The following is a 24,630-nucleotide window of genomic DNA, read 5'->3' as shown; positions in this document are numbered from 1 at the left end:
AAATAAAGTTTGAAGTAATGGGAGGAATCTTGTTGAAAAGGCGATTATTACTAATATTTAGCTTGATTGGCGTGTTGGTTCTATTGGCAGGATGTACACAAATCAATGAACCAATTACATCAGATAGTGAGGGATTCTGGAATTCTTATATTGTTTACCCGCTATCTCAATTAATCACGTACATGGCAAATTTGACTGGTGAAAACTATGGTGTTGCAATCATTATTGTTACACTGTTAATTCGTTTGCTTATTTTACCATTAATGATTAAACAGTTAAGAAGTACAAAAGCAATGCAAGCTTTGCAGCCTGAATTGAAGAAGCTTCGTGAAAAATACAGCTCTAAAGATCAAAAAACACAGCAGCAGCTTCAGCAGGAAACAATGGCTCTTTTCCAAAAAAATGGTGTAAATCCATTAGCAGGGTGTTTCCCGATTTTAATTCAGATGCCAATCTTAATTGGTTTTTATCATGCGATTATGAGAACAGCTGAAATTAAAAAACATACATTCTTATGGTTTGACTTAGGCAGTCCAGATCCATTGTTTTTATTACCGATTATTGCGGGTGTAGCTACTTTCATTCAGCAGAAGCTGATGATGGCTGGAAATCCTTCGGACAACCCTCAAATGGCAATTATGCTTTGGGTCATGCCGATTATGATCGTTGTGTTTGCAATCAGTTTCCCAGCGGCACTTTCACTTTACTGGGTTGTAGGTAACCTTTTCATGATCATTCAAACATTGGTGATTAGAACACCTCAAGTACAAGTTGATACAAAAGAAAAAGCTGGCGGGAATAAAAAATGAAGGAAATAACTGCTGTCGGTCGTACAATCGAAGAAGCAGTAGATTCCGGACTTAAACAAATTCAGCTACTACAAGAAGAAGTTGATATCACAATAGTAGATGAAGGAAATAAAGGGTTTTTGGGATTATTTGGTAAAAGGCAAGCTGTTGTTAAGTTAATAGAAAAGAGAAATGCTTTCAAATTAGCTACACAGTATTTAGATAAAATTGTTAAATCAATTGATCCTAAAGCAAAAATTGTTTCCAAGAAGGAACCGAAAAAGATTTCTTTCCACATTGATGGAGATAAAACGGCATTAATGATTGGAAAAAGAGGACAAACTTTGTACTCATTAGAAACATTGGTGCAGTTAGTGTTTAATCGTTATTCCGATCAGTATCACCATATTACAATTGATATTGGAGATTATAGGAAGAAACGTCAAGAAGCACTTGAACAATACGCCATCAGGACGGCCAACCGTGTTTTAAAAACGAAGAGAAAGGTTCATTTAGAACCTATGCCTTCGAATGAACGAAAAGTCGTTCATGATACGATCGCCGCATTTTCTAAAGAACTTGCTACGGCTTCGGAAGATACAGGTAGCAAACGTCATGTTGTGGTGTTGTATAAAAAATAGCAGAAAGACTAAGATTCAGCAAAGCTGGATTTTAGTCTTTTTTTATTGAAAAATCCCCTTTTTATAGAAGATTCATCCTTTATTTCTAAAAAGTTAGCATGTTATTTGGATGAAAAACGCCATTTTTACAATGAAGTAAAGGGATCGGGGCGTTTAAATTTATTGGATTTAGGTGTAAGATGTGAAGATAAGCTGAGAACGTCGTTATTCACATGTGGATAAGTTAAGTGTTAAAATAGACAAGATGCAAAGTTGTGGATAATTAGATATGGGATACTTTCGCTTCGCTTTCATTTGTGGTATCTTTAAATTTTGGATTAAGCGTTTTTGATATAGAGATGGACAACGTCCATTTAATAGATAAAAGACTGTCTATTAAGTAGAGAAAGAGGTGAATGAGCGGTGGATACAATTGCAGCAATTTCTACACCAATGGGTGAAGGGGCAATTGCGATTATTCGTTTAAGTGGGCCTGATGCGGTACAGATTGCTGATCGTATGTATAAGGGGCCTAAGGAGAAAAAGCTTGTATCGGTGGATTCACATACCATTCATTATGGCCATATCGTGGATTCTAGTACTGAGCAAGTAATAGAAGAGGTCATGGTGTCGGTATTAAGAGCGCCAAAAACATTTACGAGAGAAGACGTTATTGAGATCAACTGCCATGGCGGAATTGTGACGGTAAATAAAGTATTGCAGCTTGCTTTAAGAGAAGGAGCAAGATTAGCGGAGCCAGGTGAGTTTACAAAACGTGCTTTCTTAAATGGAAGAATCGATCTGTCTCAAGCAGAAGCTGTAATGGACTTGATTCGTGCAAAGACAGACCGTGCGATGAATGTAGCGATCACTCAAATGGAGGGACGTCTCTCCGGTTTGATTAAACGACTTCGCGGTGAGATATTGGAGACACTCGCCCATGTTGAAGTAAATATAGACTATCCAGAGTATGACGATGTCGAAGAAATGACACATCGAGTCTTAGTTGAAAAAGCGACATCTGTGAAAAAGGAAATTGAATCGCTGCTGACGACTTCGCAGCAGGGGAAAATTCTTCGTGAGGGCTTATCCACTGTGATTATCGGAAGGCCGAATGTTGGGAAGTCTTCCTTGCTGAATAGTCTTGTACAGGAAACAAAGGCGATTGTGACGGATATTCCTGGAACAACGAGAGATGTCATTGAGGAGTATGTGAATGTAAGAGGGGTACCTCTTCGTCTAGTAGATACTGCGGGTATACGTGAGACTGAGGACATTGTTGAGCGTATAGGGGTTGAGCGATCTAGACAGGTCTTAAAAGAAGCCGACCTGATTTTACTTGTGCTCAATTATAGTGAGGAATTATCAGAAGAGGATATTAAGCTTTTTGAGGCTGTCTCAGGTATGGATATCATCGTGATTGTGAATAAGACAGATCTTGAGCCTAAGCTTGATGTAGAAAAGGTCAAGCAGCTAGCGAAAGATCGTCCGGTGGTCACAACATCATTATTACAAGAAAAGGGGATTGATGAGCTTGAAATGGCGATTCAATCACTGTTCTTCACAGGTTCAATTGAAAGTGGAGATTTAACGTATGTAAGTAACACAAGGCATATTGCGCTCCTTCAGGCAGCCAAACAATCAATTGAAGATGCTCTTGAAGGAATTGAAATGGACGTACCGATTGATATTATTCAAATAGATTTAACACGCTGCTGGGAGCAGTTAGGTGAAATTATTGGGGATGCTGTTCATGAAAGCTTAATTGATCAGTTGTTCTCTCAATTTTGTTTAGGAAAGTAAAAGGAGGAACATAAGAAATGGGTTATGAAGCTGGTCAATATGACGTCATCGTCGTCGGTGCCGGTCATGCTGGTGTTGAGGCTGCTCTTGCTTCTGCAAGACAGGGCGCCAAAACACTTGTATTGACCATCAACCTCGATATGGTTGCTTTTATGCCATGTAATCCGTCCGTAGGTGGTCCCGCAAAAGGGATTGTCGTCAGAGAAATTGATGCACTAGGCGGAGAAATGGCACGAAATATAGATAAGACGCATATTCAAATGCGTATGCTGAATACTGGGAAAGGACCTGCTGTCCGTGCGTTAAGAGCGCAAGCAGATAAGTTCCAATATCAGCACGAAATGAAAAAAACAATGGAAAATGAACCAAACCTGACAATGCTCCAAGGTATGGTGGATCATTTAATTGTAGAAGATGATGAATGTAAAGGTGTCGTTACACAAACAGGGGCGAATTATCGTGCGAAATCTGTTGTCTTAACGACCGGTACTTTCTTAAAAGGCCGCATTATTTTAGGGGATCTTTCCTATTCAAGCGGCCCTAATAACCAGCAGCCTTCAATTAAATTATCAGATCATCTAGCAGAATTAGGATTCGATTTGGTTCGTTTTAAAACAGGAACACCCCCTCGAGTGAACAGCCACTCGATCGATTATAGTAAGACAGAAATTCAACCAGGTGACGATGTACCACGGGCATTCTCCTATGAAACGGTTGAATATATTACAGACCAATTACCATGCTGGTTAACATACACGAGTTTAGAGACACATCAAATTATTGACGAGAATCTTCACCGTTCTCCAATGTATTCAGGTATGATTAAAGGAACTGGTCCTAGATACTGCCCTTCCATTGAAGATAAGGTGGTTCGTTTTAATGACAAACCGAGACATCAAATTTTCTTAGAGCCAGAAGGTCGTAATACGCAGGAAGTTTATGTGCAAGGTTTGTCTACAAGTCTTCCTGAAGATGTACAGCAGCGTATGCTTTCAACCATCCCAGGACTTGAAAATGTACAAATGATGCGAGCGGGTTATGCCATTGAGTATGATGCAATTGTGCCTACACAGCTGTGGCCGACACTTGAGACGAAGAAAATTTCCGGATTGTATACAGCCGGCCAAATTAATGGAACGTCGGGTTATGAGGAAGCAGCAGGTCAAGGAATTATGGCAGGTATTAATGCAGGAAGAAAAGCATTAGGTAAAGAAGAAGTCATTTTAAGCCGATCTGATGCATATATCGGTGTTCTCATCGATGACCTTGTCACAAAGGGGACAAATGAACCTTATCGTCTCTTGACATCCCGTGCAGAGTATCGTCTACTTTTACGTCATGACAATGCTGATTTAAGATTAACTGAACTGGGATATAACCTGGGATTAATTTCTGAAGAGAGATTCCAAGCGTTCCAGCTGAAAAAAGAAGCCATTGAAGCGGAGAAAAAACGATTATACTCTGTCATCATTAAACCTACAGCAGAGACACAAGAATTTATTCGTTCACTTGGTGGAAGTGAACTGAAGGACGGCATTCGTGCAAGTGATTTGATGAAGCGTCCAGAAATGAACTATGAATCTGTTGTGCAATTAGCTCCTGCTAAAACACCGCTTCCTTCTGATGTGTGTGAGCAGGTAGAGATTCAAATTAAATACGAAGGTTATATTGAAAAGTCGCTCCAACAAGTTGAAAAGCTGAAAAAGATGGAGAACAAAAAGATTCCGGATCGAATCGATTATGATGCCATCAAAGGGATTGCAACTGAAGCGAAGCAAAAGCTGAAAGAAGTCCGACCGCTTTCTGTTGCACAGGCTTCTCGTATTTCTGGCGTTAACCCTGCTGATATTTCTATCCTTTTAGTGTATTTGGAGCAGGGACGTATTGCGAAGATAGCAGAGTAGAAAGGATGTCGGCATGAACATTGATCAATTTAAAGCAGCACTAGAGGAGAAAGGGATCACTCTTTCTCCTGTGCAGCTTGAACAATTTGAAACTTACTTCCGCATGCTTGTAGAATGGAACGAGAAGATGAATTTAACGTCCATTACAGAAAAGGAAGAAGTCTATTTAAAGCATTTTTATGATTCGATATCAGCAGCATTTTTTATTGATTTTCACAATGTGACAACGATTTGTGATATTGGAGCTGGTGCTGGTTTTCCAAGCATTCCTCTTAAAATTTGTTTCCCTCATCTACATGTGACCATTGTTGATTCTCTCCAGAAACGAATTACGTTTCTCAATGAGTTAGCAAAAGGGTTAAATTTACAAGAAACTACTTTTTATCATGATCGTGCGGAGACGTTTGGCCAACGTAAGGAAAAGCGTGAAAGCTATGATCTTGTCACTGCTAGAGCAGTTGCGCGTCTATCTGTTTTGAGCGAATTATGCCTGCCTCTTGTGAAAAAAGAAGGATTGTTTGTTGCATTAAAAGCATCTGCCGCTGATGAAGAGATGCAAGCAGGGAAAAAAGCCGTCACAGTCCTCGGAGGAGAGGTTGTTGAAAAGCATTCCTTTGTTCTTCCTTTAGAAGAAAGCGAACGGAACATCATTGTCATTGAAAAGAAAAAACAAACACCAAAAAAATATCCTAGAAAACCAGGAACACCTAATAAATCACCAATAGAAGGTTGATCATGTAAAAGGTCGGTTTTTCTTCAATATTTATGATTTTACAGAAGGAAAAAACATGAGAAAATAGAATTATAAAAAGGTAGTTTTTAAAGGTGGTGTAGGTTCATGAAGCATTCACTCTCACGCTTCTTCGGGCTTGGTGACAAAGAACATCCTGAGCGTGAAACCGAAATAGAGGTAGAGATTGCTGAGCATGATACATTAAAGGAAGAGATACAGGAGCTCCCGGTCGACACAATTATGCCTAACCGTTTTCAGCCACGCACCATTTTTTCAGAAGAAAAGATACAAGAGCTGGCCACGACTATTCATACCCATGGCATTATCCAACCTATTGTTGTCAGACCAACAGAAGAAGAAGGAAAATATGAACTGATCGCCGGCGAAAGACGTTGGAGAGCGGTACAAACTCTTCAATGGGAGAAGATCCCCGCTATTATAAAAGATTTTACTGATACGGAAACGGCATCTGTGGCATTGATTGAAAATTTGCAAAGGGAAGAGCTGTCTGCTATTGAAGAGGCTCATGCTTATGCACGCCTTTTAGAGCTCCATGATTTAACGCAAGAGGCGCTTGCTCAGCGTTTAGGCAAGGGACAATCAACTGTTGCCAACAAATTAAGACTTTTAAAGTTGCCTGAAGAGGTACAACAGGCCATTTTGGAGAAAAAAATCTCTGAGAGGCATGCACGTTCACTTGTACCCCTAAAGCTTCCAGAATTACAAATCGCGCTATTGCAGGAAATTATCGAAAAGCAGCTGAATGTGAAACAGACTGAAGAGCGTGTAGTGAAGATGCTTGAACAAAAAACAGATCGCAAACCGAAGCCAAAACGTAAGGCATTTAGTCGAGATACACGAATTGCGATGAATACCATTCGCCAGTCTCTCCACATGGTAGAAGACAGCGGACTTAAAATAAATACCGAGGAAGAAGAATTTGAGGAATACATCCAATTAACGATTCGAATTCCTAAATAGAAAAAAGCTGATGAGATCGGGACTGACCCCCGTTTTTGAGACAGGGATCAAAACACCTTTATACAGCCAATTGCCGATAGTTTATCAGTGATTGGTTGTTTTTTAGTTTCGTTTCGTTTGAATACGAATGTTGTTATAATAATGAATGTATTCTTTGACAGTGCGTTCTACGATGGTTGTCGTCGTTCGATCAATACTGTTAAGATAGAACGTTTCAGACTTTAGTGAGGAATGAAACGATTCGATGGAGGCATTATCAGCGGGCGTCCCTTTGCGGGACATGCTCATGGCCTTTTCCTTTAATCTCCTTTTGATAGGCATATGAAGTGTAGACCGATCCTTGATCACTATGAAGGATGCAGCCTTCAGGCAGTGCCTGTAGCTGATTCAACGTATCTAGAACAAGCGAAACACAATCGTATAAGCCACAACCTCACTTGTATATAAATCTTTTATGCTAGATAGATAAAGTGTTTTTTGGCTAAAGGGCAGATATGTTAGATCAGTCACCAATTTTTCAAGTGGCTTTGTCGCAGAAAAATCTCGTTTTAAGTATTTTCTGCAATATAATAGGGTTGACCGGTTTGCTTACGCTTTTTCACTTTCACACGACACTGCAAACCGTGGTTTGCATAATACGTTGTACCGTCTTATAGTTCATTTTCATTTCTTTTCGCAGTAGAGCCGTAATTTTACGATAACCATACGTATATTGGTGTGCCTCACAAAGCGATGAATGAGGTCGATTAACCCCTGCCGCTTCGGCTGATGACCTTGTTTTTTCCAACGATAAAATGTTGATCTTGCGAGCTTAAACATCTGACAGAATGCACTCACTTTGTCTTTTACCGTATCATAAATCGACAAGAACGCTTCTTTTTTCACTTCCTTTCCCATTCTGTGTGCTTTTTTAATATGTCAATTTGTTGTTTTAAGTAGCGAATTTCCGTTTTCAATTTCTCATTCTCATCTTGATATTCAGGCCCTTTCCCGTACGAATACTGTTTGCCTACTGGCTGTCTTAAACGATGAATGTCTCCGGATTTATACCGTTGCATCCATGTTTTAGGTTGAGTCACATTCTGAATATTTAATTCTTCCAACACTTTTTAAACTGGTACTCCCGCCAATCGCATTTCAATTGCTTTCACCTTCACTTCAATTGGATAACTAACTCTTGATCCCATAGAAAAACACCTCCAAATTGTTTTCAGGTATTCTATACCTGATTTTCAACTTAAAGGTGTTTTTTATTTGTCTCACTTTATGGGGACAGTCCTATCCACTCGTCAGCTTTATTTGTATACCTTTCATGAAAGTACATAATATTTACTTATTATTGATTAATTGGTAAAATATGATTTTCATAGTAGAAAGGAGGTGACATCTATTCAATGAATATGAAAAAAACTACTTTTGCTATTATCTGTTATTTACTATTTTCTATTTCTCTTTTTTCAAATGAAACGACTATATTTGCTGTAAATACGCCACCGAGTCAAGAGGTTCATGCTGGAGAAGAAACGGTTACGAAGAAAGAACTGAACGTCCTGAAGAAACAAGGCGTGGTTTCTAGAGAGGTAACTGTTCAACAATTAAATCAAGAGCATGAGTCTCAGGACGAGACGATCGACTTGATCACAGCAAATGATGATTTGAAGAACTATGACTTACGGCAAAACAAGCAGGATGAGATGGTGACTGATGAAAAGCCGCATACCATTCGCCACCTTTTAGGAAAGCCGTATCCTGGAACCGATATTATGCCTAAAAAAGGGGATATATTGGTGACAAGCACTGGTGCTTTGAATGGCTTAATTGGTCATGCAGGTATCGTCATTAACGAGAAAAGCTATGCCTCCATTCCAGGGTTTCGACAGCACCCTCATATTGATTCCATTCATAGCTGGTTTCGCTATAGTGCCAACACAAAGGTGATTCGGATCAATCACGAAGAAAAGGCGGATCTCGCAGGGGAATGGGCACACGATTACGTGAAAGACCATCCGAAGGCTCGATACTCCATCACAATGTCGATTCAATCATTGGACCCCACATACTGTTCAAAGATTGTGTGGCAGGCCTACGCCAAAACGGGTGACGCTGTCGGACATGCGACATTTACCATTAAGGCACCCTATGGATTTTTGAAAAAGAAAAGCTATAAAACAGTGACCCCTAAGGTCATTGTGAGCGAAGGCCGTAAAATTGGTGGATTAAACTTTTGATATGTGCCCTCACTTTTGATTAAAGTGAGGGTTTTTTATTTCTAAGTATATCGATTTTTCATCAAAAAGATATATTAATATAATTTTTGTGTGTGTTTTCATTCATCTAATCATGTACGAAAATAGACATTCGTCAACGAATTTATAATGGAGAAACAAAAAAAGCAAACGTTTCATACTTTTTTTGATAGAATAGAAAGTATGAATGAATGAGAAACTTGTTAAGTTGAAAGTGGGTGACATCGTGGGAAAAATCATAGCGATTACCAACCAGAAGGGCGGCGTCGGGAAGACGACAACTTCTGTGAATTTGGGTGCGTGTTTAGCATACATAGGAAAAAGAGTGTTGTTAGTTGATATTGATCCGCAGGGCAATGCCACGAGTGGTATTGGGATTGAGAAGGCCGACGTAGAGAAGTGTGTGTACGATATTTTAGTTGACGATGCAGATGTACTTGATGTGATTAAGACGACAGAGGTCGAAAATCTTGATGTCATTCCTGCGACGATACAGCTTGCAGGGGCGGAAATTGAGCTTGTGCCTACGATCTCACGTGAAGTGAGGCTGAAGAGAGCACTTGAATCTGTGAAGCAAAATTACGATTACATGATTATTGACTGTCCGCCATCACTTGGATTATTGACGATTAATGCGTTAACTGCATCCGATTCCGTTTTAATACCGGTTCAGTGCGAATATTATGCGCTTGAAGGATTGAGTCAATTGTTAAACACAGTTCGTCTCGTGCAGAAACATTTAAATACCGATCTTGCCATTGAAGGTGTCTTACTGACAATGCTTGATGCGCGAACAAATCTTGGAATTCAGGTCATCGAAGAAGTGAAGAAATACTTTAGAGATAAAGTCTATCAGACCGTGATTCCGAGAAATGTGAGACTCAGCGAAGCGCCTAGTCATGGAAAGCCTATTATCTTGTATGATCCACGTTCAAGAGGTGCAGATGTCTATTTAGACTTAGCAAAGGAAGTGGATGCGAATGGCTAAAGGTCTTGGAAAGGGTATTAATGCACTATTTAACAACGTAGATTCAAATGAAGAAACTGTCGAAGAGATCAAAATGAAGGATCTGCGTCCGAACCCGTATCAGCCAAGAAAAACGTTCGACGAGGATGCATTATCCGATCTCAAAGAGTCGATTCAGCAGCACGGTGTTTTACAGCCGATCATTGTCCGAAAATCAATTAAAGGATATGACATTGTAGCAGGTGAGCGCCGATTCCGAGCAGCACAACAAGCTGGTCTGACAACGATTCCTGCGATCGTCAGAGAATTTTCAGAAACGCTGATGAGAGAGATTGCCCTTTTAGAAAACTTACAGCGCGAGGATTTATCTCCATTAGAGGAAGCGGAAGCCTATGCTTCCTTGCTAGATCACTTAAGTGTGACTCAAGAGGAATTAGCGAAGCGATTAGGTAAGAGCAGACCACATATTGCGAACCACCTTCGTCTATTGACATTACCAGATGAAGTACAAGAGTTAATTGCCGATGGAACGTTATCAATGGGACATGGACGCACGCTGCTTAGTTTGAAAAACAAAAAGAAGCTGGCGCCATTGGTAAAGAAAATCGTGGATGAAGGGTTAAATGTACGTCAGGTTGAGAAACTTGTTCAGCAATTAAACGAAAATGTTCCACGTGAAACAAAGAAAAAAGAAGCACCAAAAGATCGAGTGTTGAAAGAAAGAGAGTCTTTCTTACAACATTACTTTGGTACTCCAGTTACGATCAAGAAACAGAAGAAAAAAGGGAAAATTGAGATTGAATTTCTCTCAAACGAAGATTTAGACAGAATTCTTGAATTGCTTTCTGCGAGAGAATCCTCAGAGTGACCATCTTGATACGAGAGATGGTCTTTTTTATATTCTCCCAGTGATATTTTGAATAGGGGTGAAGAGAGATCGGCTTTTTTCTCTCGTCCAATCCATTTGATCAATGTGAGATAGACTTTCAGAAAGTGTATTGGCCATAGACATGACAAGGTGAAGACGTGTATTTTGGAGAACGAAGTATTCCATAAAACCGCTCACGTTGACAATCCCATTGATATGAATATCTCCTACCTCTGGCAGCTCCTTTTGCACACCCGCCCCAGGCTTTAACGGCCCATCTCCAATCTGAAAGGAACCTACACTTTTCACTCTTCCTAAACAGGCATCAACAGCTACAATAAACGGATGTTTATGAGCTTGTTCAATTTCAGCGAGCTTTTCTTTTAAATTGACCGCATGCACTGGGTCAGAGAGCGTTCCGTATACATGAAGCTTTTTCAATTCCAGACCTGAAAGCTTTGTGCCAACAAGTGGACCTAGAGAGTCGCCAGTTGAGCGGTCTGTTCCAATACAAACGATGGCAACGGGTCTTTTTCCTGCTTTCTGAAGATGCGAGAATAAAATACTTTTAAGCTGTTGAATGGCATTTGTATCCGTATGGGACACGTATTCTTTCACCCTATTTCTTAAAAAAAGACCGTTCTTGCTATTCATAGGTCTCACTTCCTTGTCATAGTAGTTAGTAACAGTATACGGAAACAAGCTTAATTCTATACCTATGAGGTGATGATTGTGTGGAAGGCTGGTTCAAGGTGGACGCTTTTAATTTTAGGAAGCTTAATAGGAGCGGGATATGCTTCCGGCCAAGAAATTTGGCAGTTTTTTGGCATTGATAGTGGACTAGCCATTCTCCTGTTTACATTGATGTTTATGCTGTCTACCTATGTGGTGTTAAAAATCAGTTATGAGGTGCGTGCCGATCACTTTGTGCCAGTGTTAGAGCGACTGGTAGGACCATGGCTGGCTAAGGTGTATGACATTTTAATCGTTCTTTATTTATTCACGACAACTACGGTCATGATTGCCGGTGGCGGGGTTACACTTGAGATGTATCATGTACCATTTTGGGTTGGCATCGGTGCGTTTTGTTTTTTTTCATTTATGATTTTTTTCTGGGATGTGAAAGGGCTCTTATCAGTGAATGCTTTCATTATACCAATTTTGGTGGCGGGGCTCATCTATGCGTTTGTTTTTTATTATATGAATCATGATCATATGTGGAGGATTGATTTTGGGCAGCAGTACAATTGGCCAGCCAGTATTGTCTTTGCCTCTTTGAATATATTATCTGTTGTTGCAGTGCTGTCTTCTGTTGGGAAAGAAATGAAGGGGCTCGGAGAAGCCAAGGTGGCGAGCATATTAAGTGGTCTGATTTTTGGTGTGATCTCTTATGTGTATAACGAAATACTGGTTGATATTTCTGGAAGTCTTTCAGCAGAGGGAATTCCTTTGTTTACAGTATTAGAGGGGGCGCCGACGTCATTGTTTGTGTTTATGACAGTCGTCCTTTGTCTAGCGATTTATACGACGACAGCCGCTGGTTTATTTGGTTTATCCAGCCGGATGCTCTCTGTTGTAAGAATGCCTCGCTGGTTGATTGTGTTTGTCATGCTTCTTTTGATGGCGCCTTTAACATCTCTTGGATTTGCCGATTTGATTGCTTTCTTGTATCCGATCTATAGTTTGTTAAATCTTTATTTACTCGTCTGTTTAATGCTATATCCGATTTTAAGTAAAAAGATATTTTTCCGGGCTGAAAATTATATTGATAAAACAAAATAAGCACCTCTCTTCGTAAGAAAAGTGCTTATTTTATCCGAATTGAATCGATAGCGTCTTTGATATCATCATATACAGGCATTTGCTGAAGACGCTGAATGCGCTCCTCTAATTCTGAGATGGCTTGTCCTTTTAAATGCTGGGATAAATGCTGTTTGACAATGGTTGTTTGGTTCAACATGTCTTCTGTTTTGGACAGCTGATACTCCAAGTGCACGCGAGTGTTTGCTAATTCGTCATGAAGCCGCATTTTCAGCAGTCGCTTTAGATCCTTTCGCTGTCCTTCTCTGCGTATAGCCTGAATGGCGGCGATTTCTTCAGGAGATTGCGATTGTGTTTGGGGTGCAGATTGATTTTCGAATACAGACATGGAGCGGCGAGCGCTCACATTTTGCAAGAAACGCTGGGCGTCACTAGGAGGTTTATTTTGATTGACCATTTGGCGACTCCTTTCTTAATGAATACCCATTTGCAACGCAAGGCGTCTATCTGCCTTGGCATAGTCATCACCCATTGTGTAGAGATGTCTTGAAAGGGTGGAAAGTTCTTGTTCATAATCTCTAAGGGTGTACAAGGCATTCAATTGTTTTTCATGTGAATAAAAGGATGAATGATGCTGCTCCATCTGTACTTCCTCTAACAGTGCTTCTACATCTGTATGACTTAATAAATCATAGTGGCCAAAACCGACAAGTCCTTTGAGCTTTTGTTTTACATGGTGGACGGCTTCTTTTACACTTTCATCGATTCCATCGATTTTCTCAAATACAGTTTGTACCTCATGCTCAATAATGCTTTGTAGATCATAAGATGAATTTTTTAGTAAATGGGATTTTATGATAATTTCAAGACCGCTTTGTGCATATGCACGGCCTGAATGAATTTCTTGCAAAAGCATCGCTGTAAAACTCGTATTGTGATCAAGCTGTTCATCTAAAATACGAGCGGTTCCATTCGGATGGAATAAATAACCATTCGGCTTTGTGTCTCCTGAAACGAGAGCTAAAAATGCATTTGTATCAAATGATTCGTTCCATTCTATATTCATAGAAGCAAAGGCTGATTTTAAAAAGGTGTCAATTTCCCTTTGTTTATATTGAATGGATTCTTGGACCGAGCCTTGCTCCCGAGGCGGTACGGTGTATTTGACTTGTCCAATCCCATGATCGTGACGATTGAGTAAACCTACGTAATGAGTAGGCTGAATATATTCAGTGAGAACATGAGTATATTTACCTTGCAGCGCCTTTTGCTGAATCGAAGGCGGCAGGCTGCTCCATATATTTGGACTATCAAAGGTGACGGATTTTTTGACAGCTGGCTGTTCTGTTGCAATATAAGCACAAACAGCACCGGCAAGGGCTTGTCCAGTGAGATGAATGGCTACATTAGGGTGCTTCTGACAGATTTGTTCTATGTATTCCTTCCCTTTAAAAAAGACATGTTCTTGATTCCCAGCTAGGGACTTTCTTTCAATAGGGTAGGCATAATCCGTTTTGAGCAATGATTGTGCCGCTGTTTGCACATCTTGTGATGATGTGACTGTCATTTGATTTGGCAGCGGACAGTGAAAAGCAACGATGAATTCGTCTGAATGTTCCTGCTGCATCATTAAACCATATAATTTATGATCGATCTTTAGAAAATCGTGGACAGTGAGCGTTTGCTGACCTATTTCTATCGTATGGTGCTGCTGGTAATTGTCTATGTCTCCAGCATGATCGGATATGATTTTATATTCTTTATCAGTTAATCTATCCTTTCGATTGACCATCGTACCTGCTCCCTCACATAACATTTATGCAGATATCATAAATCAAAAAATATGGAAAAACCACAGCGTTCTACCAATAAAAACCTTTTGACCTACAGTGTTTGTGACAATATTGAAAAAAAGCGGAGTTTAAGTAACTATTGGTCACAAATAAAATGATCTAAAAGAAGGGTTTTTTCTATAAGTAAAGAACTGGATTGACGAATGAAGAGGCTCTTTATTTTATGCATTGCCCTTCATCGTCGTTTTTTTGTACAATAGATTCAATGAAGTGAGCAAGAGAGGTGAAGGCTGATGGCAGACAAAGCGTTTGGGTTACATGACGTAGTTGAAATGAAAAAACCCCATCCATGTGGTGCCAATCGGTGGAAGGTGATTCGTTTGGGCATGGATATTCGCATTAAATGCGAAGGCTGCGGGCACAGCGTGATGATTCCAAGAAGAGATTTTGAACGAAAAATGAAGAAAATTCTTGTCAAGCATGAGGAGCCAACTGCTTAGTAGGCCTCATGCTTTTTTGATTAAATTTGTATATTGTACAGGAGAAACAGGTGCAATTACTCCTTTTGGAGCTCTGATTTACTCTTTTTGTTGCTGTTTCTTCTATTGAAAATGCATGATGGTTAGCTTGTCTTTTCATGTAAACCTACTTATAATTGCTCTAGGTTCATATTACGCAGTATAACGAGCACGTTTGATATAGAGGAGATGAAAGAATGGCTTTAACAGCTGGTATTGTTGGCTTACCTAACGTCGGGAAGTCAACGCTATTTAATGCAATTACACAGGCTGGAGCGGAGTCTGCTAACTATCCGTTTTGTACCATTGATCCAAACGTCGGAATTGTAGAGGTTCCAGACGAGCGTTTGCAAAAACTAACAGAATTGGTGCAGCCAAAAAAGACAGTTCCGACTGCTTTTGAATTTACTGATATTGCCGGTATTGTCAAAGGTGCATCTAAAGGTGAAGGTTTAGGGAATAAATTTCTTTCGCACATTCGCCAAGTAGATGCGATCTGTCACGTGGTGAGAGCCTTTGCAGATGATAATATTACACACGTATCAGGTAAGGTTGACCCTGTATCAGATATCGAAACCATTAATCTAGAATTGATTTTGGCTGATTTAGAAACGGTTGAAAAGCGTTTGACTCGTGTGAGTAAGCTAGCGAAACAAAAGGACAAGGAAGCTGTAGCTGAATTTGATATTTTGTCGAAGCTAAAGGACGCATTTGAAGCTGGGAAATCGGCAAGATCTGTAGAATTTACAGATGAGCAGCAAAAGCTTGTGAAACAGCTTCATTTACTCACGTCTAAACCCGTTCTTTATGTAGCGAATGTGAGTGAGGACGAAGTAGCGGATCAGGACGGCAACGAATATGTGCAGCAAATTCGTGAGTTTGCATCTGGCGAAAACGCTGAAGTGATCATCGTTTGTGCTAAGATCGAGTCTGAAATTGCAGAGCTAGAAGGAGAAGAGAAGCAGATGTTCCTTGAAGAGCTTGGCATCAAAGAATCAGGACTAGATCAGCTGATCAAAGCATCTTATTCACTTCTTGGCTTAGCTACGTATTTTACAGCAGGTGAGCAAGAGGTACGCGCTTGGACATTTAAAAAAGGAATGAAGGCGCCAGAATGTGCCGGCATCATTCATACTGACTTCGAGCGTGGATTTATTCGTGCTGAAACCGTGGCTTATGAGGATTTACTGGCTGGCGGAAGCATGTCTGCTGCGAAAGAGGCAGGGAAAGTTCGTTTAGAAGGTAAAGAATACGAAGTGAAAGATGGAGACGTCATTCATTTCCGTTTTAATGTATAAGTTCTTGTCATAGGCCAAGTGATTTGTTATAATATACAATTGTGAGTAATATAATTTATTGCTCCTTGCCCGTTTAGGGCCGCTTAGACCAAAAGGAGGTGCAATCAGATGAGAAAGTACGAAGTTATGTACATCATCCGCCCAACAGTTGACGATGAGGCTAAAAAAGCAGTTATCGAGCGTTTCAATAACGTGTTAACTTCTAACGGTGCGGAGATCACTGGAACAAAGGATTGGGGTAAACGTCGTCTTGCATACGAAATCAACGATTTCCGTGAAGGCTTCTACCAAATCGTAAACGTTCAATCTGACGCTGCAGCAGTTCAAGAATTTGACCGCTTAGCTAAGATCAGTGACGATATCATTCGCCACATTGTTGTTAAAGAAGAAGTGTAAATCATTGAAATATATATTTAAAGGTGGTCTTTCAATATGCTAAACCGTGTTGTATTGGTCGGAAGACTAACAAAAGACCCTGAGCTTCGCTACACGCCTAATGGTGCGGCTGTAGCCACGTTTACTCTAGCTGTGAATCGTACGTTTACGAATCAATCTGGAGAGCGTGAAGCCGATTTCATTAACTGTGTTACTTGGAGAAGACAAGCCGAGAACGTGGCTAATTTCTTGAAAAAAGGAAGTCTTGCCGGTGTAGACGGTCGTTTGCAGACAAGAAACTATGAAAATCAGCAAGGACAGCGTGTCTTCGTGACAGAGGTTCAAGCTGAAAGTGTTCAATTTCTTGAGCCTAAGAGCGGCGGTGCTGGTTCAGGTGGATACAGCGGCGGTGGCAATAGCGGAGGCCAGTATTATGGCGGTAGCCAAAACGATCAGAATCCATTCGGAAATGAACCAAATCAAAATCCATATGGCAATCAAAACAACCAAAATCGTAATCAGGGAAATAGCTTCAATGATGACCCATTTGCGAATGATGGTAAACCGATTGACATCTCCGATGATGATTTGCCATTCTAATTGATCTGGAAAAATGACTAAAGGAAAGGTGTGAAAACAAATGGCAGGTGGACGCAGAGGCGGTCGTGCGAAACGTCGTAAGGTGTGTTTCTTTACTTCTAACGGTATCACGCACATCGACTACAAAGATGTTGATCTTCTTAGAAAGTTTGTTTCTGAGCGTGGTAAAATTTTACCTCGTCGTGTAACAGGAACTAGCGCTAAGTATCAACGTAAATTGACATTAGCGATTAAAAAATCACGTCAAATGGCATTACTTCCATACGTTACTGGTGAGTAAGTCGTTGACTTAAAAGCGAAGAGCCTTGAGCTCTTCGCTTTTTTAAGTAAATAAAATGAATAATTGCTGACTATTTAATGCATAGCTTTAAAGATATTAAAAGTTTAAACTGATCAAGTGAAAATATATTAATTACGTTTCCCATATCAGCATTTTTGCTTTATATTTAGGGTTTTCTATATTTTTTTTATAATTGTTGAGGAATGATTTATTTAGATTTGCTGGGATATAACCTAGCCGAACCTTAAGTATATTTTCGATTACATACATTTTTTTGGTAGATAGTTTATATGACTGCAGTAATTCATCCCCTTCTTGAGAGCCCTTGGAAATTTTTGACTCAAAATTTCTTTTGTAAAAGGAAGTTCTTACTTTTCTAGCTTCTTTTAAAAGAAGTATTAGCTCCCACGTTGAAAATGTCATTAATTCTGGAGTTGTCATGTTAAGATAGGCAGAATTGATTTCTCTATTTATTATCTGGATTCTTTCTCCGTCTTTTTGAATCTGATCTAGTGATAAATTCATCTCACAAAAATCACAAAAAAAGAAATCTATCTCCGTTTTTAGATTTGTGCCACAGTATGGGCATGTATTAGCCATAATATCTCTCCTTAACATATTTTTAAAAGCTCTGTAAAACATCAAATCATCCTATATTAAGCAATAACATTCAGTTTCCTCTACGAATATTCTATCAGTAACATATTAAAAAGAAAGAGTTGTTAAAATAAAGGGAAAACAGATCCGCTATATAAAAAGAAGATTTGTTTTTTCAAAAGATTGAACATACACCATTGACATTTATTTAAAAACATCATATCCTTAATTCGAGATAAATATATTTTTTTGATTTAATATCTCGAATTCGAGATAATATAAAGACGTCAGCAAAGACATAAATAGAGGTTTGTTACTTCATGATGAGGAGGTCATTAGAAGTGAAGAAAACAGAAGGAATTCACCATATTACAGCAATTGTTGGTCATCCTCAGGAGAACGTTGATTTTTATGCAGGTGTATTGGGATTACGTCTCGTTAAGAAGACCGTCAATTTTGATGATCCAGGCACATATCACTTATATTTTGGGAATGAAGGAGGATCTCCAGGTACCATTATGACGTTTTTCCCTTGGCCAGGCGCACAAAAGGGGCAAATTGGTGCAGGTCAAGTGGGTGTGACAACATATGTTGTCCCGACAGGCGCTTTTTCTTTCTGGAAGGAACGTCTGAAGCAGTTTGATATTTCTTATGAAACCATTGAACGCTTTGGTGAAGCCTTTGTCTCATTTGAAGATCCACACGGTTTATTGATTGAGCTTGTAGAGCGTGAGGAAGGAAAGCAAAATGAGTGGACATTTAACGGTGTCACATCAGATGTAGCGATTAAGGGGTTTGGCGGAGCTGTGTTATTAACATCGCAGCCGGAGCAAACGATGCAGCTGTTAGAGCAAACGATGGGACTTGAACGAGTTGGAGCAGAAGAGGACTATGTGAGATTTCGTTCGTTCGGTGCAATTGGCAATGTGATTGATGTGAAAGTGACACCTGTTGCACGAGGACGTATGGGTGTTGGGGTTGTACATCATATTGCATGGAGAGCAACAGATGATCAGGATCAATTAGATTGGCAAAGACATATTGCACAAAACGGGTACCAAGTGACACCTGTGCAAGACAGAAATTACTTCAATGCCATTTACTTTAGAGAGCTTGGCGGCATATTATTTGAAATTGCGACCGATCCTCCAGGGTTTGCACACGATGAAACAGTGGAAACAATGGGTGAAGCATTGAAACTGCCACCGCAATATGAGGCGCAGCGCAGCCAGATTGAACAAATTGTGCTGCCAATTGAGGTGAGAGAAATCAAAGGGAAAGGAGATTCATGATGAAGCATCTTTTTCGAAAAGGAAAGAATGAACAAAGACCTGTCCTTTTATTACTGCATGGAACTGGCGGGACAGAGCATGATTTATTGCCGCTTGCAGAGGTGGTAGATCCTGACGCATCTGTTCTTAGTGTGAGAGGAAATGTGTCAGAAAACGGCATGCCGCGTTTTTTCAGACGTTTGGCAGAGGGTGTATTTGATGAACAAGATTTAATTGAGCGTACAAAGGAACTATATACATTCATCGGGGAAGCAGCAGTTGAATATGGGTTTGATCGTCACAATGTGGTAGCTATCGGCTACTCCAATGGGGCGAACATTGCGGGGAGCCTGTTATTCCATTATGGAGACGCGCTGAAAGGAGCTATCTTGCATCACCCGATGGTCCCAAGACGCGGGGTTTCATTGCCTTCATTAGCGGGGAAACAAGTCTTTATAGCAGCTGGTGAAAATGACCCAATGTGCCGTCCAGAGGAATCTCAGGAACTGGAGCAATTACTGCAAGAGGCGGGAGCATCCGTTACGCTTCATTGGGAAAATCGTGGACATCAGTTAACGAGAGAAGAAGTCGATGCTGCGGCTTTATGGTATCGTCGTCAATTTTAAATAAGGTGGGGAATACAGGTGGGATTTTTACAGAAGCTTTTTGGACAAACGAAACAAAAGGAGCTGGAACAAATGGAACATGTAAAACTAGCGATTATTTATTATAGTTCAACAGGTACAAACTATCAGATGGCGAAATGGGCTGAGGCTGGAGCAACAGAAGCTGGCGCTGAGGTCAAAGTATTAAAGGTTCCTGAATTGGCACCAGAATCAGTTGTGGCATCAAATCCAGCATGGAAAGCACATTTAGACGAAACAAAAGATGTACCAGAGGTTCAATTGAGTGATTTAGAGTGGGCGGATGCCATCATCTTTAGCATGCCGACACGTTTCGGTAACTTGCCGGCTCAAATGAAGCAATTCTTAGATACAACAGGTGGCCTGTGGTTCCAAGGAAAATTGGCAAACAAAGCAGTAAGTGCGATGACATCTGCACAAAATCCAAATGGCGGACAGGAGCAGACGATTCTGAGCCTTTATACAACGATGTTCCACTGGGGAGCCATTATTGCCGCTCCTGGATACACAGATGACTCATTATACGGTGCAGGGGGCAACCCTTACGGTGTGAGTGTCACTGTGGACCAAAATGGAAAGATCCAAGAGGATGCAGAAGCAGCCGCGAAACATCAGGCGAAACGTACAGTCAATGTGGCAGAATGGATCAAAAAAGGTCAAAAAGCTTAATAGGTGTAAAAAAGAAGAATGCAGCCTCGCCGCTGCATTCTTTCTTTTTTAATAAGGATCTGAAGGTGTGCTATTGTTGATGGCTTCGTTCACGGCTTGAGCTGCGCCTGTTGAGCCAATGGGTCCGCTTGGTTCCTCATGTTTAAAGGCTCTTAAACCGTCAGCGACACGCTTTCCGTAATCAGGGTCTGCTTTTGTGAAGTTTTCGATCATTTGCTCTTGTATGTCCTTTTGACATGTCGCAAGGGTATTGACTAAGTTCTTAATCAGCTCCTCACGCTCCCAATCATTGAAGCGGAGATACGTTTCTCCCGCTTGACCGAAATTGTTCGGGCGGTCAATGGATTCTCGTTTGACTTCACCCTCGACAAAAGGTGAATGATCCTTTCCATCCTGTTTCGCTTCTTTTAATCCACCGAGGATAGACGGCTCATAATTCACATGGGGATTTTGCCCTTTTCCTTGATCGACGTGGTATTCCATTTGTCCATCCCGCTGATTGGTGGCGACATGCTTTTTTGGAGCATTGATCGGCAGCTGTAAATAGTTTGGCCCCACACGATATCGCTGCGTGTCAGAGTAGGAGAAGGTGCGTCCTTGCAGCAATTTATCATCTGAAAAATCGAGACCGTCTACGAGAACCCCAGTCCCAAAGGCAACCTGCTCGACTTCTGCAAAATAATTTTCTGGATTTTTGTTTAAGACCATTCGTCCGATCGGTTTCCATGGATAGTCATCCTTGTACCAAAGCTTTGTCGGATCAAGCGGGTCAAAGTCGAGATGAGGATGTGCATCATCCTCCATGATCTGCGCATATACCTCCCATTCAGGGTGGTCTCCTTGCTCAATCGCTTCATATAAATCCTGTGTGGCATGATTAAAGTTTTCACCTTGAATCGCTTGAGCTTGTTCCTGGGTCAAATTGCGAATGCCTTGTTTCGGTTCAAAGTGATATTTGACCAGCACCGCTTTTCCATCTTGATTCACCCATTTGTAGGCATGGACACCCGATCCTTGCATGTGGCGGTATGTCGCTGGAATGCCCCATGGTGAAAAGAGAAATGTCACCATATGCGTCGCTTCTGGTGATTGTGAGACGAAATCAAAAATGCGTTCGCCGTCCTGACGATTGGTGACAGGATCAGGCTTAAAGGCATGAACCAAATCAGGGAACTTCAAAGCATCTCGGATAAAGAAAATTTTCAGGTTATTTCCAACTAGATCCCAGTTTCCTTCTTCTGTATAAAATTTGATCGCAAACCCTCTAGGATCGCGCAATGTTTCTGGCGAATGACCGCCGTGAATCACAGAAGAAAAACGAACGAAGACAGGGGTCTTTTTCCCTTTCTCCTGAAATAATTTGGCTCTTGTATAGGTGGAGATGGGTTCATCTCCGAATGTACCATAGGCCTCAAAATAACCGTGTGCTCCAGCCCCGCGTGCATGAACGACTCGTTCAGGTATACGTTCACGATCAAAATGACTGATTTTCTCTAGGAAATCGTAGTTTTCAAGCGTGGTTGGTCCTCTATTCCCAACGGTTCTCATGTTTTGATTATCTGTTACCGGATGACCTTGTCGATTTGTTAAAGTTTCTTCTGAATCTGAAGATGGTTTAGGCTGTTGATCTTCTTTCAAGTAGAATCCCTCCTTCAATCTCTCAATAACAATATGGTCATGTTGCTCCCTATTTCATACAAGGATTGATATAATGATTGAAAACTTTCAAGAGGAGCGAACCTGATGATTCGATTACACTGCCTTCACGCACATCCATCCAATATGTCTTATATAGAAGACATTTTTCGTGATACAGCATTTGAGCTGCATCACACAGTCGATTCATCATTTATGGAACGCGCTAAACAAGATCCCGCTTTTGATCATTACAAGCAGCAAACCTATGCGATCAACAGACTGATGCAAGAGAGGAAAGCCGATATCATCCTATTAACCTGTACACAATATATTGCGGCTATGGGTGATCAGCAGCACCTTTTCAAACAACCGATTGTTCCGATAGATGAACCGTTGTTTGAGCTGATTTGTGAGAAAAAAGGGCCTCTTCAGCTTGTGTTTTCAAACCCAGATACAGTGGAAGGAACGATGTATCGGCTTTATTCGTATGCACAAAAGCGGGGAAAACAGATTGAAGCAGACATTGTTGTGATGGAGGATGTCTTTCATCTTTGCCTAAACGGTGACATGCAGGCTTATGAGGATCGAATCAAGGAGCAGCTGAGAAGATGTATGAAGCAAAAAAACGGAGACATTTGCGTGATGCAGCTCTCGATGGTTCACGCTGCACAACAGGTGGAGCGGGAGACAGGCGTCTCTATCATTCATCCGCTTTTTCCATTAAGATCGTTTGTTCATCAAAAAATAACCGCTTTGAAAGAGTGAACCCGTCAGGTTCGCTCTTTTTGTATAGAAACGAACATGCGATGACATGTTAAAAAAATAACTAAGCGCAAACTATTTTCAAAAGGCGCGCGTCTATCCATTGTAAGAAATAACAGATGCGCATTTAAGATAAAGGAGCTCTTTGTAAAATGAAGAAACGAAAGATTGATGATCAATTTGCGGATTACGTAATGGAGCATAAACATAGTTTTTATCGATTGTCCTATAGCTATGTCAAAAACCCGGAAGATGCGATGGATGTCGTTCAAGAGGCGATTCATAAAGCACTCAAATCTGTTCACCGGCTAGAGGATGCAAGCAAGATGCATAGCTGGTTTTATAAAATCGTGGTGAACGCTGCCCTAGACTTTTTACGAAAGAAGAAGCGGATGCAGGTGACAGATGATGACACACTCGAATTCTTATCAAAGGGTGAATCAGATGTCTATGAGGATCAAGATGTCAGACGGGCCATAGAGGATTTGCCCGAGATGTATCGGGTCATCATCATATTGAGATTCTTTGAAGATTTAAAACTAGAGGACATTGCTCATATTCTTGAAGAAAACGAAAACACCATCAAAACTAGATTATATAAGGCGTTACGACTTTTAAAAGTAGATTTATCGCAGGAGGAAATATAAATGGATAAGCATTTGGAACAGTTAAAAGAGGAATATTTAGAAATCCCTATTCCACCGGAATATGACGCCATGGTTGAACGGACGTTGAAACGAAAAAATAAAAAACCTCACTTTCAGCAATGGACCATCGGACTTGTTGCGGCAGCTGCTCTATTTGTCACGACTGTTAATGTCAGCCCACAGGCGGCAAGAGCGATTTCAGAGGTTCCTGTCATTGGTGAGCTTGTGAAGGTTGTGACTTTCACAGAATTTAAAAAGAGCGATCAAGGAACGAATATTGACCTTAAAACACCACACGTATCGGGTCTTGGTGACGGAAAATTAGAAGCCAGCCTGAATCAAAAATATTTAGCTGAAAACAAAAAGCTGTATCAAGATTTTGAAAAGGAAACAAAGGGCTATAAAAATGGTCATTTAAGTGTGGAGAGTGGATATGAAGTGAGAACGAACAATGATCAAATTCTCTCACTAGGTCGATACAAGGTGACGACTCAGGCTTCTGCGGCAGAGGAAATGACGTATGATACGGTGGATAAGAAAAACCATGTACTCATTACATTACCAAGCTTGTTTAAAGATGACCGGTATATAGATGTCATTAGTGAAAATATTAAAGAACAAATGAAGAAACAGATGAAAGAGGATTCAAACAAGATCTACTGGATTGGCAAGGATGATAGGGACCCATTTAAGAAGATTCAGCTAGATCAAAGCTTCTATATCAATTCAAAAGGCAAATTGGTGATTTCCTTTAATGAATATGATGTGGCTCCTGGTTACATGGGTGTAGTTGAATTCACGATTCCAACAAGTGTGCTTAAGGATATTCTTGTCAGCGATATGTACATTCATTAAAAGAAGACAGAG

General features: G+C 40.5%; 26 protein-coding genes and 1 pseudogene. 21 read left to right on the top strand and 6 right to left on the bottom strand.

All coding sequences use genetic code 11. The features are described 5' to 3' along the window. Positions 1-32 precede the first annotated feature (32 nt). The 6 genes from spoIIIJ (at position 33) to noc (ending at position 6,829) form a co-directional block, all read left to right on the top strand. Positions 33-809, top strand: coding sequence for a YidC family membrane integrase SpoIIIJ (gene spoIIIJ, locus R0K30_RS13075; RefSeq protein ID WP_180275472.1), 777 nt, complete (start codon positions 33-35; stop codon positions 807-809). After that, the gene (gene jag, locus R0K30_RS13070; protein ID WP_099726333.1) at positions 806-1,429 is read left to right on the top strand and encodes an RNA-binding cell elongation regulator Jag/EloR; all 624 of its coding nucleotides are present in this window, start codon (positions 806-808) and stop codon (positions 1,427-1,429) included. Before spoIIIJ ends, jag begins: the two co-directional genes overlap by 4 nt. Before the next feature lie 402 nt (positions 1,430-1,831). Next, on the top strand, positions 1,832-3,211 hold the full coding sequence (gene mnmE, locus R0K30_RS13065; protein WP_099726334.1) for a tRNA uridine-5-carboxymethylaminomethyl(34) synthesis GTPase MnmE: 1,380 nt from the start codon (positions 1,832-1,834) through the stop codon (positions 3,209-3,211). A 17-nt stretch (positions 3,212-3,228) separates the two neighbouring features. Continuing rightward, complete coding sequence (gene mnmG / locus R0K30_RS13060) at positions 3,229-5,115, top strand: tRNA uridine-5-carboxymethylaminomethyl(34) synthesis enzyme MnmG (RefSeq protein WP_249704743.1); 1,887 nt, start codon at positions 3,229-3,231, stop codon at positions 5,113-5,115. A gap of 13 nt (positions 5,116-5,128) precedes the next feature. Next, positions 5,129-5,848: a 16S rRNA (guanine(527)-N(7))-methyltransferase RsmG gene (gene rsmG, locus R0K30_RS13055; RefSeq protein WP_410611106.1), complete on the top strand. Its 720-nt coding sequence runs from the start codon at positions 5,129-5,131 to the stop codon at positions 5,846-5,848. A 105-nt stretch (positions 5,849-5,953) separates the two neighbouring features. Continuing rightward, complete coding sequence (gene noc, locus R0K30_RS13050; RefSeq protein ID WP_099726337.1) at positions 5,954-6,829, top strand: nucleoid occlusion protein; 876 nt, start codon at positions 5,954-5,956, stop codon at positions 6,827-6,829. A gap of 58 nt (positions 6,830-6,887) precedes the next feature. Here noc and R0K30_RS13045 read toward each other — a convergent pair. Next, positions 6,888-8,016, bottom strand: a pseudogene (locus tag R0K30_RS13045) (IS3 family transposase). Between the two features lie 207 nt (positions 8,017-8,223). Between R0K30_RS13045 and R0K30_RS13040 the strand changes: the two are divergent. From R0K30_RS13040 to R0K30_RS13030, 3 genes are all read left to right on the top strand, one after another. Beyond that, complete coding sequence (locus R0K30_RS13040; RefSeq protein WP_099728555.1) at positions 8,224-9,057, top strand: orthopoxovirus pf05708 family protein; 834 nt, start codon at positions 8,224-8,226, stop codon at positions 9,055-9,057. A 244-nt stretch (positions 9,058-9,301) separates the two neighbouring features. Further along, positions 9,302-10,063: a sporulation initiation inhibitor protein Soj gene (gene soj / locus R0K30_RS13035; protein WP_008360890.1), complete on the top strand. Its 762-nt coding sequence runs from the start codon at positions 9,302-9,304 to the stop codon at positions 10,061-10,063. Further along, positions 10,056-10,910 (top strand): ParB/RepB/Spo0J family partition protein, encoded by an 855-nt coding sequence (locus R0K30_RS13030; RefSeq protein WP_099728556.1) that lies wholly within the window; start codon positions 10,056-10,058, stop codon positions 10,908-10,910. The genes soj and R0K30_RS13030 overlap by 8 nt, the downstream gene beginning before the upstream one ends. A 27-nt stretch (positions 10,911-10,937) precedes the next feature. Here the strand turns inward: R0K30_RS13030 and yyaC are convergent, their stop codons facing one another. Beyond that, positions 10,938-11,564, bottom strand: a complete 627-nt coding sequence (gene yyaC / locus R0K30_RS13025) for a spore protease YyaC (RefSeq protein ID WP_099728557.1) — start codon at positions 11,562-11,564, stop codon at positions 10,938-10,940. Between the two features lie 72 nt (positions 11,565-11,636). On the opposite strand from yyaC, the gene R0K30_RS13020 reads away from it, so the two are divergent. Further along, entirely contained in the window at positions 11,637-12,692 is a 1,056-nt protein-coding gene (locus tag R0K30_RS13020; RefSeq protein ID WP_410611102.1) for a YkvI family membrane protein, read from the top strand. Positions 12,693-12,717: 25 nt separating this feature from the next. On the opposite strand, the gene R0K30_RS13015 is transcribed toward R0K30_RS13020, so the two are convergent. After that, positions 12,718-13,128, bottom strand: a complete 411-nt coding sequence (locus tag R0K30_RS13015; RefSeq protein WP_099728559.1) for a hypothetical protein — start codon at positions 13,126-13,128, stop codon at positions 12,718-12,720. A gap of 15 nt (positions 13,129-13,143) precedes the next feature. Then, complete coding sequence (locus tag R0K30_RS13010; RefSeq protein ID WP_410611099.1) at positions 13,144-14,463, bottom strand: hydrolase; 1,320 nt, start codon at positions 14,461-14,463, stop codon at positions 13,144-13,146. A 294-nt stretch (positions 14,464-14,757) separates the two neighbouring features. Between R0K30_RS13010 and R0K30_RS13005 the strand changes: the two genes are divergently transcribed. The 5 genes from R0K30_RS13005 to rpsR all read left to right on the top strand — a co-directional run bounded on the left by R0K30_RS13005 (position 14,758) and on the right by rpsR (position 17,535). Further along, entirely contained in the window at positions 14,758-14,964 is a 207-nt protein-coding gene (locus tag R0K30_RS13005; RefSeq protein WP_008347561.1) for a DUF951 domain-containing protein, read from the top strand. Positions 14,965-15,179: 215 nt separating this feature from the next. Next, the gene (ychF, locus tag R0K30_RS13000) at positions 15,180-16,280 is read left to right on the top strand and encodes a redox-regulated ATPase YchF (RefSeq protein WP_099682526.1); all 1,101 of its coding nucleotides are present in this window, start codon (positions 15,180-15,182) and stop codon (positions 16,278-16,280) included. Positions 16,281-16,388: 108 nt separating this feature from the next. Continuing rightward, positions 16,389-16,676 carry a 30S ribosomal protein S6 gene (rpsF, locus tag R0K30_RS12995; protein WP_003215073.1) on the top strand — a complete coding sequence of 96 codons (288 nt, stop codon included), beginning with the start codon at positions 16,389-16,391 and terminating at the stop codon, positions 16,674-16,676. 36 nt (positions 16,677-16,712) lie between these two features. Further along, positions 16,713-17,255, top strand: a complete 543-nt coding sequence (ssbA, locus tag R0K30_RS12990; protein WP_099682525.1) for a single-stranded DNA-binding protein SsbA — start codon at positions 16,713-16,715, stop codon at positions 17,253-17,255. 40 nt (positions 17,256-17,295) lie between these two features. Next, positions 17,296-17,535 (top strand): 30S ribosomal protein S18, encoded by a 240-nt coding sequence (rpsR, locus tag R0K30_RS12985; RefSeq protein WP_008347556.1) that lies wholly within the window; start codon positions 17,296-17,298, stop codon positions 17,533-17,535. Between the two features lie 132 nt (positions 17,536-17,667). Here the strand turns inward: rpsR and R0K30_RS12980 are convergent, their stop codons facing one another. Continuing rightward, positions 17,668-18,135: a hypothetical protein gene (locus tag R0K30_RS12980; RefSeq protein WP_410611096.1), complete on the bottom strand. Its 468-nt coding sequence runs from the start codon at positions 18,133-18,135 to the stop codon at positions 17,668-17,670. A 317-nt stretch (positions 18,136-18,452) separates the two neighbouring features. Here R0K30_RS12980 and R0K30_RS12975 point away from each other — a divergent pair, with 317 nt between their 5' ends. The 3 genes from R0K30_RS12975 (at position 18,453) to wrbA (ending at position 20,716) form a co-directional block, all read left to right on the top strand. Next, positions 18,453-19,424, top strand: coding sequence for a ring-cleaving dioxygenase (locus tag R0K30_RS12975; RefSeq protein WP_410611094.1), 972 nt, complete (start codon positions 18,453-18,455; stop codon positions 19,422-19,424). Beyond that, a complete protein-coding gene (locus R0K30_RS12970) occupies positions 19,421-20,029 on the top strand; it encodes an alpha/beta hydrolase (RefSeq protein ID WP_230031424.1) in 609 nt (202 codons plus the stop codon). Before R0K30_RS12975 ends, R0K30_RS12970 begins: the two co-directional genes overlap by 4 nt. 72 nt (positions 20,030-20,101) lie before the next feature. Next, positions 20,102-20,716 carry an NAD(P)H:quinone oxidoreductase gene (gene wrbA / locus R0K30_RS12965; RefSeq protein WP_410611126.1) on the top strand — a complete coding sequence of 205 codons (615 nt, stop codon included), beginning with the start codon at positions 20,102-20,104 and terminating at the stop codon, positions 20,714-20,716. 48 nt (positions 20,717-20,764) lie between these two features. On the opposite strand, the gene katX is transcribed toward wrbA, so the two are convergent. Beyond that, a complete protein-coding gene (gene katX / locus R0K30_RS12960; RefSeq protein ID WP_410611124.1) occupies positions 20,765-22,381 on the bottom strand; it encodes a catalase KatX in 1,617 nt (538 codons plus the stop codon). 78 nt (positions 22,382-22,459) lie between these two features. Here katX and R0K30_RS12955 point away from each other — a divergent pair, with 78 nt between their 5' ends. The 3 genes from R0K30_RS12955 to rsiV all read left to right on the top strand — a co-directional run bounded on the left by R0K30_RS12955 (position 22,460) and on the right by rsiV (position 24,618). Beyond that, complete coding sequence (locus R0K30_RS12955) at positions 22,460-23,119, top strand: hypothetical protein (RefSeq protein WP_099728566.1); 660 nt, start codon at positions 22,460-22,462, stop codon at positions 23,117-23,119. Positions 23,120-23,268: 149 nt separating this feature from the next. Continuing rightward, positions 23,269-23,763, top strand: a complete 495-nt coding sequence (sigV, locus tag R0K30_RS12950; protein WP_099728567.1) for an RNA polymerase sigma factor SigV — start codon at positions 23,269-23,271, stop codon at positions 23,761-23,763. Continuing rightward, a complete protein-coding gene (rsiV, locus tag R0K30_RS12945; protein WP_410611090.1) occupies positions 23,764-24,618 on the top strand; it encodes an anti-sigma-V factor RsiV in 855 nt (284 codons plus the stop codon). The last annotated feature ends 12 nt before the right edge of the window (positions 24,619-24,630 follow it).

Origin of the sequence: Bacillus sp. SIMBA_154, from assembly GCF_046536015.1 — a bacterium.
GTDB lineage: Bacteria > Bacillota > Bacilli > Bacillales > Bacillaceae > Bacillus > Bacillus pumilus_P.
The sequence above is the reverse complement of the archived record's forward strand: the minus strand, read 5'-3'. Positions and strand labels throughout refer to the sequence as shown.

Bases quoted from the DNA above. Each gene is read 5' to 3' on its own strand.
- jag (WP_099726333.1), top strand. From the start codon at position 806: ATGAAGGAAATAACTGCTGTCGGTCGTACAATCGAAGAAGCAGTAGAT.
- mnmG (WP_249704743.1), top strand. From the start codon at position 3,229: ATGGGTTATGAAGCTGGTCAATATGACGTCATCGTCGTCGGTGCCGGT.
- rsmG (WP_410611106.1), top strand. From the start codon at position 5,129: ATGAACATTGATCAATTTAAAGCAGCACTAGAGGAGAAAGGGATCACT.
- noc (WP_099726337.1), top strand. From the start codon at position 5,954: ATGAAGCATTCACTCTCACGCTTCTTCGGGCTTGGTGACAAAGAACAT.
- R0K30_RS13040 (WP_099728555.1), top strand. From the start codon at position 8,224: ATGAATATGAAAAAAACTACTTTTGCTATTATCTGTTATTTACTATTT.
- R0K30_RS13030 (WP_099728556.1), top strand. From the start codon at position 10,056: ATGGCTAAAGGTCTTGGAAAGGGTATTAATGCACTATTTAACAACGTA.
- yyaC (WP_099728557.1), bottom strand. From the start codon at position 11,564: ATGAATAGCAAGAACGGTCTTTTTTTAAGAAATAGGGTGAAAGAATAC.
- R0K30_RS13020 (WP_410611102.1), top strand. From the start codon at position 11,637: ATGATTGTGTGGAAGGCTGGTTCAAGGTGGACGCTTTTAATTTTAGGA.
- R0K30_RS13015 (WP_099728559.1), bottom strand. From the start codon at position 13,128: ATGGTCAATCAAAATAAACCTCCTAGTGACGCCCAGCGTTTCTTGCAA.
- R0K30_RS13010 (WP_410611099.1), bottom strand. From the start codon at position 14,463: ATGGTCAATCGAAAGGATAGATTAACTGATAAAGAATATAAAATCATA.
- R0K30_RS13005 (WP_008347561.1), top strand. From the start codon at position 14,758: ATGGCAGACAAAGCGTTTGGGTTACATGACGTAGTTGAAATGAAAAAA.
- ychF (WP_099682526.1), top strand. From the start codon at position 15,180: ATGGCTTTAACAGCTGGTATTGTTGGCTTACCTAACGTCGGGAAGTCA.
- rpsF (WP_003215073.1), top strand. From the start codon at position 16,389: ATGAGAAAGTACGAAGTTATGTACATCATCCGCCCAACAGTTGACGAT.
- ssbA (WP_099682525.1), top strand. From the start codon at position 16,713: ATGCTAAACCGTGTTGTATTGGTCGGAAGACTAACAAAAGACCCTGAG.
- rpsR (WP_008347556.1), top strand. From the start codon at position 17,296: ATGGCAGGTGGACGCAGAGGCGGTCGTGCGAAACGTCGTAAGGTGTGT.
- R0K30_RS12980 (WP_410611096.1), bottom strand. From the start codon at position 18,135: ATGGCTAATACATGCCCATACTGTGGCACAAATCTAAAAACGGAGATA.
- R0K30_RS12975 (WP_410611094.1), top strand. From the start codon at position 18,453: ATGATGAGGAGGTCATTAGAAGTGAAGAAAACAGAAGGAATTCACCAT.
- R0K30_RS12970 (WP_230031424.1), top strand. From the start codon at position 19,421: ATGATGAAGCATCTTTTTCGAAAAGGAAAGAATGAACAAAGACCTGTC.
- wrbA (WP_410611126.1), top strand. From the start codon at position 20,102: ATGGAACATGTAAAACTAGCGATTATTTATTATAGTTCAACAGGTACA.
- R0K30_RS12955 (WP_099728566.1), top strand. From the start codon at position 22,460: ATGATTCGATTACACTGCCTTCACGCACATCCATCCAATATGTCTTAT.
- sigV (WP_099728567.1), top strand. From the start codon at position 23,269: ATGAAGAAACGAAAGATTGATGATCAATTTGCGGATTACGTAATGGAG.
- rsiV (WP_410611090.1), top strand. From the start codon at position 23,764: ATGGATAAGCATTTGGAACAGTTAAAAGAGGAATATTTAGAAATCCCT.